This window comes from Pseudomonas sp. YQ_6 (assembly GCF_043103245.1).
GTDB classification, from domain to species: domain Bacteria; phylum Pseudomonadota; class Gammaproteobacteria; order Pseudomonadales; family Pseudomonadaceae; genus Aquipseudomonas; species Aquipseudomonas alloputida.
Map to the genome: position 1 here is coordinate 192453 of NZ_JBICJR010000026.1, position 19003 is coordinate 211455.

The 19003-nt window shown below is 62.7% G+C and carries 21 protein-coding genes; 7 read left to right on the plus strand and 14 right to left on the minus strand.

Going from position 1 to position 19003, the window contains the following annotated elements; all coding sequences use genetic code 11:
- Nucleotides 1–2 precede the first annotated feature (2 nt).
- From lipB to ACF8FG_RS07165, 11 genes are all read right to left on the minus strand, one after another.
- Nucleotides 3–650, minus strand: coding sequence for a lipoyl(octanoyl) transferase LipB (gene lipB / locus ACF8FG_RS07115; RefSeq protein ID WP_003249738.1), 648 nt, complete (start codon nucleotides 648–650; stop codon nucleotides 3–5).
- The gene (locus ACF8FG_RS07120) at nucleotides 650–925 is read right to left on the minus strand and encodes a DUF493 domain-containing protein (RefSeq protein ID WP_003249736.1); all 276 of its coding nucleotides are present in this window, start codon (nucleotides 923–925) and stop codon (nucleotides 650–652) included. The genes lipB and ACF8FG_RS07120 overlap by 1 nt, the downstream gene beginning before the upstream one ends.
- 73 nt (nucleotides 926–998) lie before the next feature.
- Nucleotides 999–2159 carry a D-alanyl-D-alanine carboxypeptidase family protein gene (locus ACF8FG_RS07125; RefSeq protein ID WP_014592534.1) on the minus strand — a complete coding sequence of 387 codons (1161 nt, stop codon included), beginning with the start codon at nucleotides 2157–2159 and terminating at the stop codon, nucleotides 999–1001.
- A gap of 220 nt (nucleotides 2160–2379) precedes the next feature.
- Nucleotides 2380–3381, minus strand: a complete 1002-nt coding sequence (locus ACF8FG_RS07130) for a septal ring lytic transglycosylase RlpA family protein (protein WP_014592535.1) — start codon at nucleotides 3379–3381, stop codon at nucleotides 2380–2382.
- On the minus strand, nucleotides 3381–4391 hold the full coding sequence (gene mltB / locus ACF8FG_RS07135; protein ID WP_014592536.1) for a lytic murein transglycosylase B: 1011 nt from the start codon (nucleotides 4389–4391) through the stop codon (nucleotides 3381–3383). Before mltB ends, ACF8FG_RS07130 begins: the two co-directional genes overlap by 1 nt.
- 17 nt (nucleotides 4392–4408) lie before the next feature.
- Nucleotides 4409–5512: a rod shape-determining protein RodA gene (gene rodA / locus ACF8FG_RS07140; RefSeq protein ID WP_003249727.1), complete on the minus strand. Its 1104-nt coding sequence runs from the start codon at nucleotides 5510–5512 to the stop codon at nucleotides 4409–4411.
- Between the two features lie 38 nt (nucleotides 5513–5550).
- The gene (mrdA, locus tag ACF8FG_RS07145; RefSeq protein ID WP_019437047.1) at nucleotides 5551–7440 is read right to left on the minus strand and encodes a penicillin-binding protein 2; all 1890 of its coding nucleotides are present in this window, start codon (nucleotides 7438–7440) and stop codon (nucleotides 5551–5553) included.
- Between the two features lie 16 nt (nucleotides 7441–7456).
- Nucleotides 7457–7924: a 23S rRNA (pseudouridine(1915)-N(3))-methyltransferase RlmH gene (gene rlmH / locus ACF8FG_RS07150; RefSeq protein WP_003249722.1), complete on the minus strand. Its 468-nt coding sequence runs from the start codon at nucleotides 7922–7924 to the stop codon at nucleotides 7457–7459.
- A 10-nt stretch (nucleotides 7925–7934) separates the two neighbouring features.
- Nucleotides 7935–8354 carry a ribosome silencing factor gene (gene rsfS, locus ACF8FG_RS07155; protein WP_009685825.1) on the minus strand — a complete coding sequence of 140 codons (420 nt, stop codon included), beginning with the start codon at nucleotides 8352–8354 and terminating at the stop codon, nucleotides 7935–7937.
- Nucleotides 8355–8397: 43 nt separating this feature from the next.
- Complete coding sequence (gene nadD / locus ACF8FG_RS07160; protein ID WP_014592538.1) at nucleotides 8398–9090, minus strand: nicotinate-nucleotide adenylyltransferase; 693 nt, start codon at nucleotides 9088–9090, stop codon at nucleotides 8398–8400.
- Nucleotides 9059–10330: a glutamate-5-semialdehyde dehydrogenase gene (locus ACF8FG_RS07165; RefSeq protein ID WP_004576854.1), complete on the minus strand. Its 1272-nt coding sequence runs from the start codon at nucleotides 10328–10330 to the stop codon at nucleotides 9059–9061. The genes nadD and ACF8FG_RS07165 overlap by 32 nt, the downstream gene beginning before the upstream one ends.
- 304 nt (nucleotides 10331–10634) lie before the next feature.
- Between ACF8FG_RS07165 and ACF8FG_RS07170 the strand changes: the two genes are divergently transcribed.
- Complete coding sequence (locus ACF8FG_RS07170; RefSeq protein ID WP_010955424.1) at nucleotides 10635–11303, plus strand: DNA-3-methyladenine glycosylase; 669 nt, start codon at nucleotides 10635–10637, stop codon at nucleotides 11301–11303.
- Between the two features lie 2 nt (nucleotides 11304–11305).
- Nucleotides 11306–12622 (plus strand): bifunctional DedA family/phosphatase PAP2 family protein, encoded by a 1317-nt coding sequence (locus tag ACF8FG_RS07175; RefSeq protein ID WP_014592539.1) that lies wholly within the window; start codon nucleotides 11306–11308, stop codon nucleotides 12620–12622.
- 130 nt (nucleotides 12623–12752) lie between these two features.
- On the opposite strand, the gene ACF8FG_RS07180 is transcribed toward ACF8FG_RS07175, so the two are convergent.
- From ACF8FG_RS07180 to ACF8FG_RS07190, 3 genes are read right to left on the minus strand one after another with little or no spacing between them, the layout of a single operon-like run.
- Nucleotides 12753–13343: an LON peptidase substrate-binding domain-containing protein gene (locus ACF8FG_RS07180; RefSeq protein ID WP_003249708.1), complete on the minus strand. Its 591-nt coding sequence runs from the start codon at nucleotides 13341–13343 to the stop codon at nucleotides 12753–12755.
- Between the two features lie 9 nt (nucleotides 13344–13352).
- Nucleotides 13353–14069 carry an LrgB family protein gene (locus tag ACF8FG_RS07185; RefSeq protein WP_004576852.1) on the minus strand — a complete coding sequence of 239 codons (717 nt, stop codon included), beginning with the start codon at nucleotides 14067–14069 and terminating at the stop codon, nucleotides 13353–13355.
- Nucleotides 14066–14428 carry a CidA/LrgA family protein gene (locus ACF8FG_RS07190; protein WP_014592540.1) on the minus strand — a complete coding sequence of 121 codons (363 nt, stop codon included), beginning with the start codon at nucleotides 14426–14428 and terminating at the stop codon, nucleotides 14066–14068. The genes ACF8FG_RS07185 and ACF8FG_RS07190 overlap by 4 nt, the downstream gene beginning before the upstream one ends.
- Nucleotides 14429–14571: 143 nt before the next feature.
- On the opposite strand from ACF8FG_RS07190, the gene ACF8FG_RS07195 reads away from it, so the two are divergent.
- From ACF8FG_RS07195 to fis, 5 genes are all read left to right on the plus strand, one after another.
- Nucleotides 14572–15027, plus strand: a complete 456-nt coding sequence (locus tag ACF8FG_RS07195; RefSeq protein ID WP_014592541.1) for a MaoC family dehydratase — start codon at nucleotides 14572–14574, stop codon at nucleotides 15025–15027.
- A 116-nt stretch (nucleotides 15028–15143) separates the two neighbouring features.
- Nucleotides 15144–16022: a 50S ribosomal protein L11 methyltransferase gene (gene prmA / locus ACF8FG_RS07200; RefSeq protein WP_003249700.1), complete on the plus strand. Its 879-nt coding sequence runs from the start codon at nucleotides 15144–15146 to the stop codon at nucleotides 16020–16022.
- Between the two features lie 43 nt (nucleotides 16023–16065).
- On the plus strand, nucleotides 16066–17421 hold the full coding sequence (locus ACF8FG_RS07205; RefSeq protein WP_014592542.1) for a DUF3426 domain-containing protein: 1356 nt from the start codon (nucleotides 16066–16068) through the stop codon (nucleotides 17419–17421).
- Nucleotides 17422–17628: 207 nt separating this feature from the next.
- Nucleotides 17629–18642, plus strand: a complete 1014-nt coding sequence (gene dusB, locus ACF8FG_RS07210) for a tRNA dihydrouridine synthase DusB (RefSeq protein ID WP_003249695.1) — start codon at nucleotides 17629–17631, stop codon at nucleotides 18640–18642.
- The gene (fis, locus tag ACF8FG_RS07215) at nucleotides 18639–18959 is read left to right on the plus strand and encodes a DNA-binding transcriptional regulator Fis (protein WP_012274390.1); all 321 of its coding nucleotides are present in this window, start codon (nucleotides 18639–18641) and stop codon (nucleotides 18957–18959) included. The genes dusB and fis overlap by 4 nt, the downstream gene beginning before the upstream one ends.
- The last annotated feature ends 44 nt before the right edge of the window (nucleotides 18960–19003 follow it).

Consider the following 19003-nt stretch of genomic DNA (forward strand, 5'->3'; position numbering starts at 1 on the left):
ATTCAGTCGATTCCGCCCGTGAGGGTCGTCTGCTCAGCGTAGTCGAGGTGCTTGACCAGCTGTCCGCGCAGCCTTGTCCTGACCTCGTCGAGTTCGATCGGACCTGCCAGGTCGCGCAGCTGGGTCATCGCCAGCCCCGCATAGCCGCAGGGGTTGATTCGGCGGAATGGCGCAAGGTCCATGTCCACGTTCAGGGCAAGGCCGTGAAACGAACGGCCGTTGCGAATTCGCAGGCCGAGGGAGGCGATTTTCGCTCCGTCGACATAGACACCCGGGGCATCGGGCTTGGCAGACGCCTGAACAGCATAGCTGGCGAGCAGGTCGATCAGGGCCAGCTCGATACGGCTGACCAGCTCACGCACGCCAAAGCCCAGCCGGCGCACATCCAGCAGCAGGTAGGCCACCAACTGCCCGGGGCCATGGTAAGTGACCTGACCGCCGCGGTCGGTCTGCACCACCGGTATGTCGCCCGGCACCAGCAGGTGCTCGGCCTTGCCGGCCTGCCCCTGGGTGAAGACCGCAGGGTGCTCGACCAGCCAGATTTCATCCTGGCTGTCCGGGCTGCGCTGCTCGGTAAAACGACGCATGGCCTCCAGCACCGGTTCATAGGGCTGCAGGCCAAGCTCGCGAAAACCGAGGCAGGCGGACATCAAAGCACCATTTTCACGATGCCGGTAGCGCGCAGGGCGCTGTTGATATCGTGCAGCTGGTTCTCGCTTTCGGCAACGATGTGCAATTGCACGGTGGTGTATTTGCCTTCCTTGCTCTGGCGTTCGGCCAGGGTGGAAAGGTCGACTTTGGCGTGCTTGCTGAGAATCTCGATCACCGTGTCCTTGAAACCGACAACGGTGTCACCGATGACCTTGATCGGGTAATCGTCGCAAGGGAATTCGATCTTGTGCGACTTGACGTCTGGTTCGCTCATGGCGGAAACGGCCTCGTAAGCCGTGGCAACAACAACACCCCCGCGGTAGGCGCGGGGGCATGCAGGTCACGTATCAGTTGAACAACCCGTAGAAGAATAGACGGATGCTATCCCACATACGGCGGAAGAAACCACCTTCCTCGACGCCATCAAGGGCGATCAGGTCGGCGCTGTGAACCACTTTCTCGTCCAGTTTGACTTCCACTTTGCCGATCACGTCACCTTTGGCGATCGGTGCGGTGAGCTGCGGGTTCATGGTCATCGAAGCCTGCAGACGCTTCAATTGGCCTTTAGGCATAGTCATGGTCAGGTCGTCAGCCAGGCCAGCCTTGATCTGGCTGGTAGCGCCCTTCCAGACCGGGGCCTGGGTCAGCTCGGTGCCCTTCTGGTAGAAGGTCTGGGTTTCGAAGAAGCGGAAACCGTAGGTCAGCAGCTTCTGGGTTTCGGCAGCACGCGATTGTTCGCTGTTGGTACCGAACACCACTGCGATCAGGCGCTGGCCGTCACGAACGGCCGACGCCACCATGCAGTAGCCGGCTTCGTCGGTGTGACCGGTTTTCAGGCCATCGACGGTCTTGTCACGCCACAGCAGCAGGTTGCGGTTAGGCTGCTTGATATTGTTCCAGAAGAACTCTTTCTGCGAGTAGATGGCGTAGTGGGCCGGGTCGACGTTGATGATCGCACGGGCCAGGGTCGCCATGTCGTGTGCCGACGAGTAATGCTCGGGGTGCGGCAGACCGGTCGGGTTCATGAAGTGGCTGTTGGTCATGCCCAGGTCGGCAGCCGTCTTGTTCATCATGTCGGCAAAGGCGTCTTCGCTGCCGGCGATGTGCTCGGCCAGGGCGACCGAGGCGTCGTTACCGGACTGGATGATGATGCCGTGCAGCAGGTCGCTGACCGTTACCTGGCTGCCAACCTTGATGAACATGCGCGAACCGCCGGTACGCCAGGCGTTTTCGCTGACAGTAACCGGGTCGCTTTCACCGATCTGGCCGCGGCGGATGTCCAGGGTGGCGATGTAGGCGGTCATCAGCTTGGTCAGGCTGGCTGGCGGCAGGCGCTCGTCACCGTTGTTCTCGACCAGCACGTTGCCGCTGGACGCGTCCATGAGTACGTAGGACTTGGCTGCCAGTTGCGGTGGCGCCGGCGTCATCTGCTCCGCCGCAAAGGCGGCAGGCGTGATCAGCAGCAGTACAGGCAGGCAAAGTCGTTTGGCAAGGTTGGTGATGTTCATCCGTCTCTCGAAAATCGCTAATGGTCTGAGATGTTCCCTGGGCAAGATCATGTGCCCAGCGCCAGTCAGTCTAGTTTTATGGCCAATGGCCTGGCCCGCGAATGTGCGGCTTTATGTCGCTGCGGGCAAAAGCGGTCATTGTACATGGCCGCGACCGGCAATTCATGACAAAACCGATAGTTTGGTGTTGCCGTCTTCGCAGGCGCGCCCGCTCCCACAGTCAGTCTGCTGTGACCAGCTTTGCCTGCCCCAAGTTCGCCAGGCGAATGCTGTCCTGTGCTTGCTGGATCTCGCCCTGGCTGCCGATCGGCCCCAGGCGCACGCGGTGCAGGGTCTGCTGGTTACGCACGATCGAGCTGATGAACACGGGTGCATTGACCATGGTGCTGAGCTTGGCGCGCAGTAACTCGGCAGCGTCCGGGTTGGCGAACGCGCCTACCTGCAAGAAACTGCCACCGTTACCACCGGGCACGTTGTTGCCACCCACCTGCACGGGTACCACGGGCGCTGCGTGCTGCTGTGGCGGCGGGGTCCACTGCTCGACCCGCCCGGTACTGGCCGGTATTGCCTGGGTCTGCGCCACTTGCGGCTCCTTCAGCACCATCGGCGGCGTTTGGCCGCGCTGAGCCCACCACTGCTGCGGGTCGATACCCTCGACGCGCACATGCGCGGTGCCGATCTCGGCATAGCCAAGCTTTTTCGCGGCAGCATAGGACAAGTCGATGATTCGGTCGGAATAGAACGGGCCACGGTCGTTCACCCGAAGGATCACGCTGCGGCCGTTCGCCAGGTTGGTCACCCGCACATAGGCTGGCAGCGGCAGGGTCTTGTGCGCTGCGCTCATGCCATACAGGTCGTACAGCTCGCCATTTGCAGTGTTCTGCCCGTGGAACTTGGTGCCGTACCACGATGCCGTACCCTCGGCGCGGTAGTTGCGCGAGTCCTGCATCGGGTAGTAGGTCTTGCCAAGCACTGTGTACGGGTTGGCCTTGTAGTTACCGGTGTGCACGGTCGGGGTGGCATCGGGGATCTTGTTCACATCCACGTCCCACCACGGCGCGCCGTCCTTGTGCGCCCGGTTGATGTCCAGGCCCGGCTGGCTGCGCACGACGTTGCCACTGCTTTTCGGGGCCGGGCGGTTGGAAGAGCAGCTGGCCAGCGCCACACCGACGGCGAGGCAGGTGAGCAGCTTGAAAGCGTTGGCAGAGATGATTGCGCGCATTACTTGACGCCCCGTACTTGAACCAGCTGTTCCGCAAGCTGATGTACCGCCATGGCATACATCACGCTGCGGTTGTAGCGAGTGATCGCGTAGAAGTTCTTCAGGCCCATCCAGTACTCGGGGCCGCTCTCGCCCTCGAGACGGAAGGCGGTAACCGGCAGATCATCGCGCAGCGAATCATGAACCGACCAGCCAAGCGTACGCAACTCCCCTACCGTTTTCACCGGCTCGATGCCGGTGGTCAGGCCTTCGTCGGCGCGCTCACCTTCCACCCAGGCGCGACTGACCACACCCTCGCCGGCCACCCAGCCGTGGCGCTTGAAGTAGCTGGCCACGCTGCCGATGGCATCGTCAGGGTTGTTCCAGATATTGATATGGCCGTCCCCGTCGAAGTCCACCGCGTAGTTGCGGAAGCTGCTTGGCATGAACTGCGGCAGCCCCATGGCGCCGGCGTACGAGCCCTTGAGCGTCAAGGGATCGAGCTGTTCCTCACGGGCCAGCAGCAGGAACTCACGCAGCTCCTTGCGGAAGAACTCGGCCCGTGGCGGGTAGTCGAAGCCCAGCGTCGACAGGGCGTCGATCACCCGGTAGTTGCCGGTATTGCGGCCAAAGAAGGTTTCCACGCCAATGATCGCGACAATGTACTGCGCAGGTACGCCGTACTCCTGCTCGGCACGTGCCAATACAGCCTCGTGCTGACGCCAGAAATCCACACCGCGAGCGATACGTGCATCGGTGATGAACATCGGCCGGTAGTCCTTCCACGGTTTGACCCGCTCGGCCGGGCGCGATATGGCGTCGAGGATCGACTGCTTGCGCTGCACCTCACGAAACACACCCATCAGTTGCTCAGGCGCAAAACCGTAGTCGCGGCTCATTTCGCCAACAAACGCGGCTACCTCGGGCGAGCCGTCGTATTCGCCGGCATGGGCCAGCTGTACAGCGCCGAACAGGCCCACCGCACCGATCCAAGGCGCACAACGGGCAGCCCAGTTACGCACTGCTTGCATGAAATTGTTCACCTTATTCAAACCTGCGCGATCCATTTGCGGTGCGTATGGATCGACATCAAAACGCCAAACGCTGACAGCAGCGTCACCAACGATGTTCCGCCATAGCTGATGAAAGGTAACGGCACGCCCACCACGGGCAGAAGGCCGCTTACCATTCCGATATTGACGAACACGTATACAAAAAAAGTCATGGTCAGGCTGCCCGCAAGCAGCTTGCCGAACAGGGTCTGCGCCTGGGCGGTGATCACCAGGCCACGGCCGATCAGCAGCAGGTAGACAATCAGCAGCAGGCAGATGCCGACCAGGCCGAATTCCTCGCCGAGCACGGCGATGATGAAGTCGGTGTGGCTTTCCGGCAAAAAGTCCAGGTGCGACTGCGTGCCAAGCAGCCAGCCTTTGCCAAACACCCCGCCCGAGCCGATCGCTGCCTTGGATTGGATGATGTTCCAACCGGTGCCCAACGGGTCGCTTTCAGGGTCGAGGAAGGTCAATACCCGCTGCTTCTGGTAGTCGTGCATGACGAAGAACCACATTGCCACCGCGACTGGCACGGCTGCCGCCAGCACGCTGAGGATCCAGCGCCAGCGCAAGCCGCCCATGAACAGCACGAAGGCACCGGAGGCCAGGATCAGCAGCGCGGTCCCCAGGTCGGGCTGACGTACGATCAGCATGAACGGCACGCCGATCAGCACCAGGCTGATCGCCACGTGCTTCAAATGGGGCGGCAAGGTGCGCTTGGACAGGTACCAGGCGATGGTCGCCGGCATGATGATCTTCATGAATTCCGAGGGCTGGAAGCGGATCACCCCAGGAATGTTGATCCAGCGTGTGGCCCCCATGGCGTTGTGGCCCATTACGTCGACCACTACCAGCAACAGCACCCCGGCCAGGTAGGCCAATGGCACCCAACGCGCCATGAAGCGCGGCTCCAGCTGGGCGATGACGAACATCGACACCAGACCGATGCCAAACGAGGTGGCTTGCTTGAGCAGCAGGTCCCAGTTCTTGCCACTGGCCGAATACAGTACGAACAGGCTGCCGGCTGCAAGGGTCAGCAGAATGATCAGCAAGGGGCCGTCGATATGGATGCGTTGCAGAAAGCTCGCACGCCGACGCATCACATCCTCGCTGGAGAGCATGCGATCGAAATTGTTCATCACAGGGCCGATTCCTGGGTAACGGTGGCGGGCGCGAACTCGGGTTTGAGCCGGCCATTTTCGTCGAGCAGCCAGGCGTCCATGATCTGGCGTACCACCGGAGCGGCGACACCCGAGCCGGACTCACCGTTCTCGACCATCACCGAAACCACGATTTTCGGGGCTTCGGCTGGGGCAAACGCGACGAACAGGGCATGGTCACGGTGGCGCTCCTGGAGCTTGTTGCGGTCATACTTCTCGCCCTGCTTGATCGCCACCACCTGGGCGGTACCGCTCTTGCCGGCAATGCGGTATTGGGCTCCGGCAGCTGCCTTGCGCGCGGTACCGCGGGCGTTGTGCATCACCTGTTCCATGCCATGGGTGACCTTGGCCCAGTCGGACTTGTCACGCAACACGATGTCTTCCATGGGGTTGTCGTCTACCGGCGGCAGGCCTTCGATGGTCTTGGCCAGGTGCGGGCGGTTCCACACACCTTTGTTGGCGATCAGTGCAGTGGCTTGGGCCAGTTGCAGCGGCGTAGCCTGCATATAGCCCTGGCCGATGCCGAGAATCAGGGTTTCGCCAGGGAACCAAGCCTGGCGACGGGTGGCACGCTTCCATTCGCGCGACGGCATCAACCCGGCAGACTCCTCGAACATATCGAGGGAAACCCGCTGGCCAATACCGAACTTGTTCATGTAGCTGGACAAGCGATCGATGCCCATCTTGTGCGCAAGGTCATAGAAGTAGGTGTCGTTCGAGCGCATGATGGCGGTGTCCAAGTCGACCCAGCCATCCCCGGAACGGTTCCAGTTACGGTATTTATGGTCGTAGTTGGGCAACTGGTAGTAGCCAGGGTCGAACACCCTGCTGCTGGCATTCACCACGCCACTGTCCAGACCGGCAATAGCCACCGCCGGCTTGATGGTCGACCCCGGCGGGTACAAGCCACGCAGCACGCGGTTGAACAGCGGCCGATCGATCGAATCGCGCAATTCGGCATAGGCCTTGAAGCTGATGCCGGTGACGAACAGGTTGGGGTCGAAGCTAGGCTGACTCACCATCGCCAGCACCTCGCCGGTTCGCGGGTCGAGCGCAACCACTGCACCACGCCGGCCTCCCAGCGCGGCTTCAGCGGCCTCCTGCAGCTTGATATCCAGGCTCAGCACAATGTCCTTGCCCGGCTTCGGGTCGGTGCGCTTGAGCACCCGCAGCACCCGGCCACGGGCGTTGGTCTCGACTTCCTCGTAACCCACCTGACCATGCAGGGCGGCCTCGTAGAAGCGCTCGATGCCGGTCTTGCCGATATGGTGGGTGCCGCTGTAGTTCACCGGGTCGAGCGTTTTCAGCTCTTTCTCGTTGATCCGCCCTACATAACCCACCGAATGGGCGAAATGCGCACCCTGCGGGTAATGCCGCACCAACTGTGCCACCACTTCCACACCCGGCAGGCGGAACTGGTTTACCGCCACGCGGGCGATCTGCTCTTCGTTGAGCTCGAACAGGATCGGCACCGGCTCGAATGGCCGGCGGCCCTGGCGCATGCGCTTCTCGAACAGGGCACGGTCGTCAGCAGTGAGATCAAGCACTTCGACAATGGTATCCAGCACTTCCTGCCAGTTACCCGCACGTTCGCGGGTCATCGACAGGCTGAAGCTGGGCCGGTTGTCGGCAACGATCACCCCGTTGCGGTCGAAGATCAACCCGCGGGTTGGCGGGATCGGCTGCACATGCACCCGGTTGTTCTCCGACAGCGTGGAGTGGTAGTCGTACTGGATGATCTGCAGGTAGTACAGCCGTGCGATCAACACACAAACAAGCAGCATGATCGCCACTGCGCCGACCACGACGCGGTTGCGCACCAGGCGGGCGTCTTTCTCGTGGTCCTTGAGACGGATCGGCTGCGACATCGGACTGCTTACAGGCTCATTTGTGGTAAGGGTGCCCGGACAACACGGTCCAGGCGCGGTAGATCTGCTCGCCGATGAGTATCCTTACCAACGGGTGCGGCAAAGTCAGCGGCGACAGCGACCAACGTTGCTCGGCGCGCGCGCAAACCTCAGGCGCCAGGCCCTCCGGGCCGCCCACCATCAAATTCACCGTGCGCGCATCCAGGCGCCAGCGGTCCAGCTCGGTGGCCAGCTGCTCGGTACTCCAGGGCTTGCCATGGACCTCGAGGGTGACAATGCGTTCCCCAGGCTGCACCTTGCTCAGCATGGCTTCGCCCTCCTGACGGATCAGTCGGGCGACGTCGGCATTCTTGCCACGGGTGTTCAGCGGGATTTCCACCAGCTCCAGCGACAGCTCGGCGGGCAGGCGCTTGGCATATTCATGCCAGCCTTCCTCGACCCACTTCGGCATGCGCGAGCCGACCGCAATCAGGCGCAGACGCACAGCGCTTTCCTTATTCGCGGTCTTTGAGCTTGTCGGAGTACTCGTGAGCATGGTCCGGGCTGTGGTGCTTGCCATCGGCGGCACGGCTTTGCTCGGCACCCTGCCACAGACGCTCAAGGTCGTAGAACTGGCGGGCAGCGGCGGTCATCATGTGCACGATGACGTCGTTCAGGTCCAGCAGCACCCAGTCGCTGTCGCCTTTGCCTTCTTCACCCAGTGGCTGGGCGCCCTTGGCCTTGACTGCTTCACGGACCTTTTCGGCCATCGCGTTGATCTGGCGGTTGGAGGTACCGGTGGCAATGATCATGTAGTCGGTCAGGCTGTGCTTCTCGCGCACGTCGATGACCTGGATGTCCTGGGCCTTGACGTCTTCCAGCGCTGCCTTGGTCACTGCGACCAGTTCTTCGCCGTAAATTTTCTGCTTGGTCATATAAAACTCGTTCAACTCGTTGGATGAGGCGCCAGAGGCACCGTCAGTTGGGCGCACGATACAGTTCGTGCGCCTCGATATAGGCCAGTACGGCGTCCGGCACCAGGAACCTCACCGATTTGCCGCTGGCCAGCAGCTGTCGGATCTGTGTAGCCGACACCGCAAGCGGCGTCTGCCAGACGAACGAAATATTTCCCGCCGGGCCGGACATGGCGGTGGGATCGCTCTCCGAGCGCGCAGCCAACAGGTTGCGCAACTCGTCAGGGGGTTCTACGTCGGCATCCGGACGTTGCAGTACCAGGATGTGACAGTGTTGCAGCAATTCTTCCCAGCGATGCCAGGCGGGCAGGCCACAGAAGGCATCCCAACCCAGCACCAGGAATAGCTGGTCGTTGCCGGACAGCTCGGCGCGGATCGATTCCAGCGTATCGATGGTGTACGACGGCTTGTCACGTTCCAGCTCGCGGGCATCGACGCTCAGGCAAGCGACGCCCTGCACCGCTTCACGGACCATGGCCAGGCGATCCTGCGCGGCCACCTGTGGCGTGTCGCGGTGCGGCGGCCGGGCATTGGGCAGCAGGCGTAGCTCATCGAGCCCCATGAACTCGGCCACTTCCAGCGCGCTGCGCAAGTGGCCGATATGCACGGGGTCGAAGGTACCACCTAGAATGCCGATACGCCGGACTGCCTGGGCCTTGCTCAACTCAGCAGGACCCCTGGCCGCGCAACTGGCCATCGCCGATCACCACATACTTCTCGCAGGTCAGGCCTTCCAGGCCGACAGGGCCGCGGGCATGCAGCTTGTCGGTGGAAATACCGATTTCCGCACCCAGGCCGTACTCGAAGCCATCGGCAAAGCAGGTCGGGGTGTTGAGCATGACCGACGCCGAGTCGACCTCAGCCATGAACTGACGGGCTTCACCCTGGTGTTCGCTGATGATCGAGTCGGTGTGGTGCGAGCCATAGTGGTTGATGTGCTCGATGGCCTGGTTCAGGCCGTCGACCACGCGAATCGACAGGATCGCATCGAGGTATTCCGTGTGCCAGTCGGCTTCGGTGGCCGGTTTGGCGCTGATGATAGCCTGGGTACGCTCGCAACCGCGCAGCTCCACGCCCTTCTCCACGAAGCGGCGGGCCATTTCTGGCAAAAAGCGCTCAGCCACTTGCTGGTCGACCAGCAGCGTTTCCATGGCACCGCAGATGCCGTAGCGGTAGGTCTTGGCGTTGAAAGCCACATTCCAGGCCTTGTCCAGGTCGGCATGCTGGCTGACATAGATGTGGCAGATGCCGTCCAGGTGCTTGATCACCGGCACGCGGGCATCGCGACTAATGCGCTCGATCAGGCCACGGCCTCCGCGCGGTACGATGACATCGACGAATTCCGGCATGCTGATCAGCGCGCCCACGGCTTCGCGGTCGGTGGTTTCGACCACCTGCACCACCGCCGCCGGCAGGCCGGCTTCGGCCAGGCCACGCTGAATGCAGGTGGCAATGGCGCGGTTGGAGTGTATGGCTTCGGAACCGCCCCGCAGGATGGTTGCATTGCCCGACTTGAGGCACAGGCTGGCGGCATCAATGGTCACGTTCGGGCGCGATTCATAGATGATCCCGATCACCCCCAGCGGGGTACGCATCTTGCCTACCTGAATGCCCGATGGACGGTAGCTCATGTCGCGGATGGCACCGACCGGGTCCGGCAGGCTGGCCACCTGGCGCAAGCCGGTGATCATGCCGTCGATACGCGCCGGGGTCAGCGCCAGACGGTCGAGCAGTGCGGGCTCCAGGCCACTGGCGCGGCCGGCGGCCAGGTCCAGCTCGTTGGCAGCGGTGAGTTCGGCACGGGCAGCGTCCAGCGCGTCGGCGGCGGCTTGCAGGGCGCGGTTCTTCTGCGCAGTGCTGGCACGGCCAATCACCCGGGAAGCCTCACGGGCAGCGCGACCCAAGCGGGTCATGTAGTCAAGAACGGACTCAGTCATGGGTTCGGTGTCTTGGCGAAGGGGAAATCGGCTGATTATAACTGCCGCGCAGGTGTACGCCCAGCGGCGGGTGGCGGATGGTAGAAAATGGATGGGGCAATGTGTAGGAAAGATGTAACCGGGGTTATCGAGATTTCCACCTCCTGTTGCGGCCCTTTCGCGGGCGCGCCCGCTTCCACAGGGATTTGTGTAGGAGCGGGTTTACCCGCGAAAGGGCCGGCACTGCCAACTTCACCCTCCAATTCAGCCTCGATTAAGCCATTCATTGCTATCATCCCCGCCTCTCCAGCCACGAACTGCCCGCATGCCAGCCCTGCCCGACAGCTTTTTCGACCGCGACGCCCAGACCCTGGCCAAGGCCCTGCTGGGCAAGGTCATCCGTCACCGCCACGGCGACCTGTGGCTGGCCGCGCGGATCATCGAGACCGAGGCCTACTACCTTTCCGACAAAGGTAGCCACGCTTCGCTCGGCTACACCGAAAAACGCAAGGCGCTGTTCCTGGATGGGGGGCACATCTACATGTACTACGCCCGCGGCGGCGATTCGCTGAACTTCAGCGCCCACGGGCCGGGCAACGCGGTGCTGATCAAGTCTGCCTATCCTTGGCAGGACACCCTCTCGGGGCCCGACAGCCTGGCGCAGATGCAACTGAACAACCCCGATGCAAGCGGCAATATCCGCCCGCAAGAGCGCCTGTGCGCCGGCCAGACCCTGCTATGCCGGGCCCTGGGCCTGAAAGTGCCGCATTGGGACGCCCAGCGTTTCGACGCCGAACGCCTGTACGTCGAGGACTGCGGCAACGCCGTGCCCCGGGTGATCCAGGCTGCTCGCCTGGGCATCCCGCACGGGCGCGACGAGCACCTGCCATACCGCTTCGTCGATGCCGAGTACGCCCGTTTCTGCACACGGAACCCGTTACGTCGCGGCCAAGTCGAAGGCCGTGATTTCTTCATTCTCGAACAAGGAAGCTGAACATGGGCCAATGGCTCGACAGTCTGACCGGCTGGCTCAGCGCCAACCCGCAGTGGCTTGGCCTGGCGATTTTCCTGGTGGCCTGCATCGAATGCCTGGCCATCGCCGGCATTATCGTGCCGGGCACCGTACTGCTGTTCGCCGTTGCCGTACTGGCCGGTAACGGCACGTTCAGCCTGGGCGAAACGCTGCTCCTCGGCTTTCTCGGCGGCCTGCTGGGCGACGCCTTGTCTTACGCAGTGGGCAAGTACTTCCACCAGAACATCCGCCGCCTGCCGCTGCTACGCCACCATCCGGAATGGATCGGCAGCGCCGAAAGCTACTTCCAGCGTTATGGCATCGCCAGCCTGCTGGTAGGCCGTTTCATCGGCCCGCTGCGGCCGATGCTGCCAATGGTCGCCGGCATGTTCGACATGCCCCTGCCGCGCTTCATCGCCGTCAGCCTGTTGGCGGGCGCCGGCTGGTCGGTAGCCTACCTGCTACCCGGCTGGGCCACCGGCGCCGCCATGCGCCTGCCCCTGCCGGAAGGTTTCTGGCTGGACGCCGGGATCATCGCCGGCGCCCTCGCGGTGCTGATCGGCCTGAGCCTGAATACCAGCCTGCGTGACCAGCGCCACGGCACCCGGCTGGTTGCCGCGCTCAGTTTCATCACCCTGGCCGGTGTATTCCTCGGCTGGCGCTACTTCCATGAATTCGACCAAGGCGTGATGACACTGGTCCAGGAGCATCGCAGCCAGGCCATCGACAGCACCGTGGTGCTGGTGACACGGCTAGGCGATTTCCGCACCCAGTTGTTCCTCGGCGCCCTGCTGACCGGCCTGCTGCTGCTTGCCCGTCAGTGGCGACACGCATTTTTCGCGGCGGGCGCGTTGATGGGCACGGCGATCGCCAACGGCACACTGAAATGGCTATTTGCCCGAGCCAGGCCGGAAGTACTGACCGATCCACTGACCAGCTACAGCATGCCCAGCGGGCACAGCTCGGCATCGTTCGCGTTCTTCCTGGTAATGGCCGTACTGGCAGGGCGTGGGCAGCCACCCCGGATGCGCCTGACCTGGGTCATGCTGGGGTGCATTCCAGCGCTGGCGATTGCCCTGTCGCGGGTGTACCTGGGGGCGCACTGGCCAACCGATATCCTGGCTGGGGCCCTTCTGGCCTGTTGCGTATGCGCACTCAGCCTGACACTGGTGCAACGCCAGCAGCCCCTGCCAGCCCTGCCGCTACGGGTGTGGTGGCTGGTGTTGCCGGCATGTGTGGCGCTGCTGGCGTTCTTCGCCATGCATGCGTTGCCGCAGGCGTTGGCCAGGTATCAGTATTGATGTTGCCTGTGCCGGCCTATTCGCGGGTGAACCCGCTCCTACAATGGGTATCGCGTGGTTCACAGGGTATTACGCGCGTTGTAGGAGCGGGTTTACCCGCGAAGGGGCCGGCACCGGCAATACAGCACCATCAGGCGAACAATTCACCCTGAATCCGCTCCAGCAGCTTCTGGATTTCCCCCAGCCGCTGCTGCGGCGAATCGAGGGTCAGCAGGTCCAGCTTGTCCTCTTCCATGAACGGCAACAGATACGCCAGCTGATTGGCCAGCGCCTGACGCCCGTCCACCGGGCGCGGCATGCCCAGCGCTTCGACCATGGGGTGCTCACCCAGAGCCACCAGCAGCGCCAACAGGTCGTCATCGGCTTCCAGCAATGGGCTGTCTGCCTGCTCCGGCAGCCATTGCACCTGGCCCACCAGCAACTGGTCCTTCTGCACCTCGGAGCTTTCCAGGTTGAAGCGCCGCACGCCCTCGACGCGGATACCCAGTAAGCCGTTATCCTGCTGCACGAAGTCGCGGATCACCGCTTCACAGCCGATCGAGGCGACCACCGGCGGTGCCTTGCCGACTTGTTCGCCCTCAAGGATGCACACCACCCCAAACCCTTCGCCCTGCTTCATGCAGCGCCCGATCATGTCCAGGTAGCGCGCCTCGAAAATCTGCAAATCGAGAAAGCAGCCAGGAAACAGCACGGTATTGAGCGGAAACAGCGGTAGCGTCATCACAATTCCTCAAGCCACCAGGCTGACTGCCAGCGGCAGGAACACCGCTGTAGCCACTCCCATCAGGCTCATCGCCAGCGCGGCAAAGGCGCCGCATTCGTCACTTTCCTGCAGGGCCACCGAAGTGCCCACTGCGTGTGCGGTCACGCCCAGCGACATGCCGCGCGCCTCAGGGCTGTGCACGCCGAAGCGGCTCAGCAACGCCGGGCCGAAGATCGCCCCGATCACCCCGGTAATCAACACGAACACCGCGGCCAGGGCCGCCACGCCGCCAATCTGCTCAGCCACCAGCATGGCGATCGGCGAGGTGACGGACTTCGGCGCCATGGTCATCAGGATCATGTGCTCGGCACCGAACCACCAGCCCAGCACCAGGCAGCAGAGCGTGGCGAACAGGCCTCCGACTACCAGCGTAGTAAATGTAGGCCAGAACAGCTGGCGGATGCGACGCAGGTTAAGATAGAGCGGCACAGCCAGGGCCACGGTAGCGGGCCCCAGCAGGATGTTCATGATTTCGGTGCTTTTGCGGTACTCGCTGTAATCGATGCCGCACAGCAGCAACACACCGATCACCAGCAGCATCGATACCAATACAGGTTGCAGGAAGATCCAGCGGGTTTTCTCGTAGGCTGCCAGCACTACCTGATAGGCCCCCAGCGTGATGCCGATACCGAACAATGGGTGATGAATGACCGCATCGAGCGCGCCCTGCCAATCGAGCATCATGGCTGCTCCTCACGCTTGCCCTGGCGCTGGATGAGCTTTTGCATCAGCACACCGACGAATACCAGGGTCACCAGGCAGGAGATCAGCAAGGCCCCGGAAATCGCCCAGAAGTCGGCAGCAATGTCCTTGGCATATACCATCACCCCGACTGCCGGCGGCACCAGCAGCAGCGGGAGATAGCGCAGCAAGCTGCTGGCGGCCTCGTTCAGCGGCTTGCCGACCTCACCGCGGGCCATGAGGAAGAGCAGCAGCAACAACAGGCCGATGATCGGCCCGGGCAAAAACGGCACAAACAGGTGATTGATCGCCGTCCCCAGCAGCTGGAACAGGACCAGCCAGGTCAAACCACGCAACAGCATAAGCATCTCCCTCGGGCATGGCCGCCATTATAAGCACGCACAGCTTCAGACCGATATTCGCCGAAAAGCGGGCAACTTGACTGAAACGGTTCGCCGTGCTGATCTTGTACTTTCGTACCAATTGACAGCCCGGAGAGTCCGCGATGCCCCATGTACCGGTTACAGAGCTTTCGCAGTACGTTGGCAAGGAGCTGGGCCACTCGGAGTGGTTGAAGATCGACCAGCAGCGCATCAACCTGTTCGCCGAGGCGACCGGCGATTTCCAGTTCATCCATGTCGACCCTGAGAAGGCGGCAAAAACCCCGTTTGGCGGCACGATCGCCCATGGTTTCCTGACCTTGTCGCTGATCCCCAAGCTGATCGAGGACATCCTCGTCCTGCCGCAAGGGTTGAAGATGGTGGTGAACTACGGGCTGGACAGCGTGCGCTTCATTCAGCCGGTCAAGGTCGACAGCCGGGTTCGGCTGAAGGTAAAGCTGGGCGAGGTGGTGGAGAAAAAGCCGGGGCAGTGGCTACTCAAGGCGATTGCCACGCTGGAGATTGAGGGTGAAGACAAACCTGCTTATATAGCCGAGTCGCTGTCACTCTGTTTTGTCTGATACATGCCCGGGGGCTGCTGTGCAGCCCCCGATCCACAAATCCCCCGCACTCGCGTAAACTGCCAGCCTTCGCGCAGCCTAGGGCTGCCCCTGTCGATTTATCAAAGGTGCCCGCCATGCCCTGGCTGCAAGTACGCCTGGCCATCAGCCCGGAACAAGCCGAAACCTATGAAGATGCGCTACTTGAAGTAGGCGCCGTCTCGGTCACGTTCATGGATGCCGAAGATCAACCGATCTTCGAACCAGACCTCAACACCACCCCGCTGTGGTCGCATACTCACCTGCTGGCGCTGTTCGAGGCCGATGCCGACCCTGAACAGGTGTTCGCCCACCTGCGCCTGCTGACCGGCGCCGAGCTGCCCGAGCACCAGGCCGAGGTGATCGAGGACCAGGACTGGGAACGCAGCTGGATGGACAACTTCCAGCCGATGCGCTTCGGCCGCCGCCTGTGGATCGTGCCCAGCTGGCACGATGCCCCGGAAAAGGACGCCGTGAACCTGCTGCTCGACCCGGGCCTGGCCTTTGGCACCGGCACCCACCCCACCACGGCCCTGTGCCTGGAATGGCTCGACGGCCAGCAGCTTGAAGGCACCCAGGTGCTGGACTTTGGCTGCGGTTCGGGCATCCTGGCCATCGCTGCGCTGCTGCTGGGCGCTCGCGAAGCGGTAGGTACCGACATCGACGTGCAGGCCATCGAGGCTTCGCGCGACAACGCCCAACGCAACGGCATTGCCGACGAGAAACTGGCGCTGTACCTGCCCGAGCACATGCCGGCGATGCAGGCCGACGTACTGGTTGCCAACATCCTCGCCGGCCCCCTGGTGTCGCTGGCGCCACAGTTGTCCGGCCTGGTTCGCCCAGGTGGTCTGCTGGCGCTTTCGGGCATCCTCGCCGAGCAAGGTGAAGACGTGGCCGCCGCTTATGCCGCCGACTTTGAACTGGACCCGATCGTCGTGCGCGACGGCTGGGTGCGCATCAGTGGTCGGCGTCGCTAAGCGGGCCTAGAATACTTTTCTGCACAGCTCCCCGGATCGCCGCATGACCGACAGTTTCGTCACCCAGTGCCCGCATTGCCAGACCAGCTTTCGCGTCACCCACCACCAGTTGGGCGTGGCGCGTGGCGTGGTGCGCTGCGGTCACTGTCTGCAGGTATTCAATGCCGCCAAGCAGCTGCTGGAGCAAAACCGTGCCGCTACCACCAGCGCCCCCGTGGTGCCAGCACCGGTACCTCCAGCGCCTGCCGCCCCACTGGCCGAGCCGGCGCAAGAGCCCGCCGACAGCGTACGCGGCACCCCTCCTGACCAGGACTGGGCGCTGACTGCCCAGGCGCTGGACGAGCTCGACCTCGACAAGGAACTGGAGCGCCTGGAGCGTCGCGGCCAACCGGCCCCGGCCCGCACGGCCAGCCAGGATGAGAACCTGCAGGCCCGGCGCGATGAACTTCACCCGGACGAGCACGCAGAAGACCTTTTCGGCACGGCTACCGATGAGCCCTACGTGCCGCAGGAACCGGCAGAGCCTACCCCGGTGCTGCTGGAACCGGAACCTTTGGAGCTCGACCTGGAGCCTGCACCCGGCGAACGCACCGAGCCTACCCTGGGCAGCAACCTTGACCTGGACATCGATGGCGAGCCCCCCGTGCACGGTGCGGCCGTACGCGATGACCAGCCCGCATTCAGCGAACCGCTGCGCATCAGCGATGACGAAACCCCGGAAAAAGGCCTGAGCGCCCGCGACGATGAACCACTGGCGCTGCGCCTGTCGGCGCATGACGACGAACCCGTCGAGCCGCTGCCCGGAGAGCGCCTGGAACCAGGCTTTGCCAGCAAACCCGAGCGCCCCTCGCGCAAGGAGCCGCTGGTCGACGTGGTCGACGACCCGCTGCAGCTAGGCTGGGAAAAACCCGCACCCAACTGGGGCAAGCGCCTGCTGTGGGGCTTTCTGACCCTGCTGGCTGCCGGCCTGCTGGCGTTCCAGTACGTGTGGTTCCATTTCGACGAAATGGCCCGCCAGGACCAGTATCGGCCGATTTTCCAGCAGATCTGCCCGATGGTCGGTTGCCAGGTGCCTACCCGCGTCGATATTGCACGCATCAAGAGCAGCAATCTGGTGGTGCGCAGCCACCCGGACTTCAAGGGCGCACTCATTGTCGACGCGATCATCTACAACCGCGCACCGTTCGCCCAGCCGTTCCCATTGCTGGAGCTGCGCTTCGCCGACCTCAATGGCCAACTGATCGCCAGCCGTCGCTTCAAGCCCAGCGAGTACCTGTCGGGCGAACTGGCAGGGCGTGGCGAAATGCCCAGCCAGACGCCAATCCACATTGCCCTGGACATCCTCGACCCTGGGCCGAAGGCCGTGAATTACAGCCTGAGCTTCCGTTCGCCGGAGTAGGCGGCAAGCGGCCAGCAGCAAGCGACAAGACAAGAAGCCCCAACCGTGACCGCTTTTCGTCTTGTCGCTTGCTGCTTGAAGCGCAAAGGCATAAGCCGACAACTGTTCAGATTTTATCCAAATCCATCTTTATCCAGTCATCGAGAGCGGGTATCATGCCAACCCTTTTTCGAACTCCAAGATTCGGCCCCACAACAGGGATCACCTATGTCGGCGGTACGCATCGGCCAATACACACTACGTAACAACCTGATCCTCGCGCCCATGGCCGGGGTCACGGACCAGCCTTTCCGTACACTTTGCCAGCGCCTGGGCGCCGGCATGGTGGTGTCGGAAATGGTAAGCAGCGACATGAGCCTGTGGAACAGCCGCAAGTCGAGCCTGCGCCGCATCCATGAAGGTGATCCCGAGCCACGCTCGGTGCAGATCGCCGGCGGTGATGCGCAGATGATGGCAGCGGCGGCAAAGGCCAATGTCGAAGCAGGTGCCCAGATCATCGACATCAACATGGGCTGTCCGGCAAAAAAAGTCTGCAACAAAGCCGCAGGCTCTGCTTTATTGAGAGATGAAGCCTTGGTCAGCGAGATCCTCCACGCCGTGGTCAGCGCCGTGGACGTACCGGTGACCCTGAAAATCCGCACCGGCTGGGACCGGGCGAACAAGAACGGCCTGAACGTGGCGAAGATCGCCGAACAGGCTGGCATCCAGGCGCTGGCGGTGCATGGCCGCACACGTGCCGACCTGTACACCGGCGAAGCCGAGTACGACACCATCGCTGCCATCAAGCAGGCGGTGTCAATCCCGGTTTTTGCCAACGGCGATATCACCTCGCCAGAAAAGGCCCGGGCGGTGCTGGAAACCACCGGGGTCGATGGCCTGTTGATTGGCCGGGCTGCCCAGGGGCGGCCATGGATCTTTCGCGAGATCGAGCATTACCTGCGCACTGGCGAACATCTGCCAGCGCCGCAACTGGACGAAGTGGAACGCATCCTGCTGGAGCATCTGGCCGCGCTGCATGCCTTCTATGGCGATGTGATGGGCGTACGTATCGCCCGCAAGCACGTTGGCTGGTACCTGGCAACACGACCCGGCGGCAAGGAGTTTCGCGCCCGGTTCAACGCTTTGGAAGACACACAAGCGCAGTGCGCCAACGTTCGCGCGTTTTTCAGCGAACGTCGACAGAGCCTTGAGACAGAGGACGGACAAGGGGTGGCCGCATGACGATGATGACCGAGACATTTGTGAGTGGAACAACGCCCGTGAGCGACAACGCCAACCTGAAACAGCACCTCAACACGCCGAGCGAAGAGGGCCAGACCCTTCGCGACAGCGTCGAGAAGGCGCTGCACAACTACTTCGCCCACCTGGAAGGCGCGACCGTGACGGACGTGTACAACCTGGTGCTCTCCGAAGTCGAGGCGCCCCTGCTCGAAAGCGTGATGAACTACGTGAAGGGCAACCAGACCAAGGCCAGCGAGATGCTCGGGCTGAACCGAGGCACCCTGCGCAAGAAGCTCAAGCAGTACGACTTGTTGTAAGCCAGAATCCCATCCAGAAAAGGCGACTCCCTGAACAGAGGCGC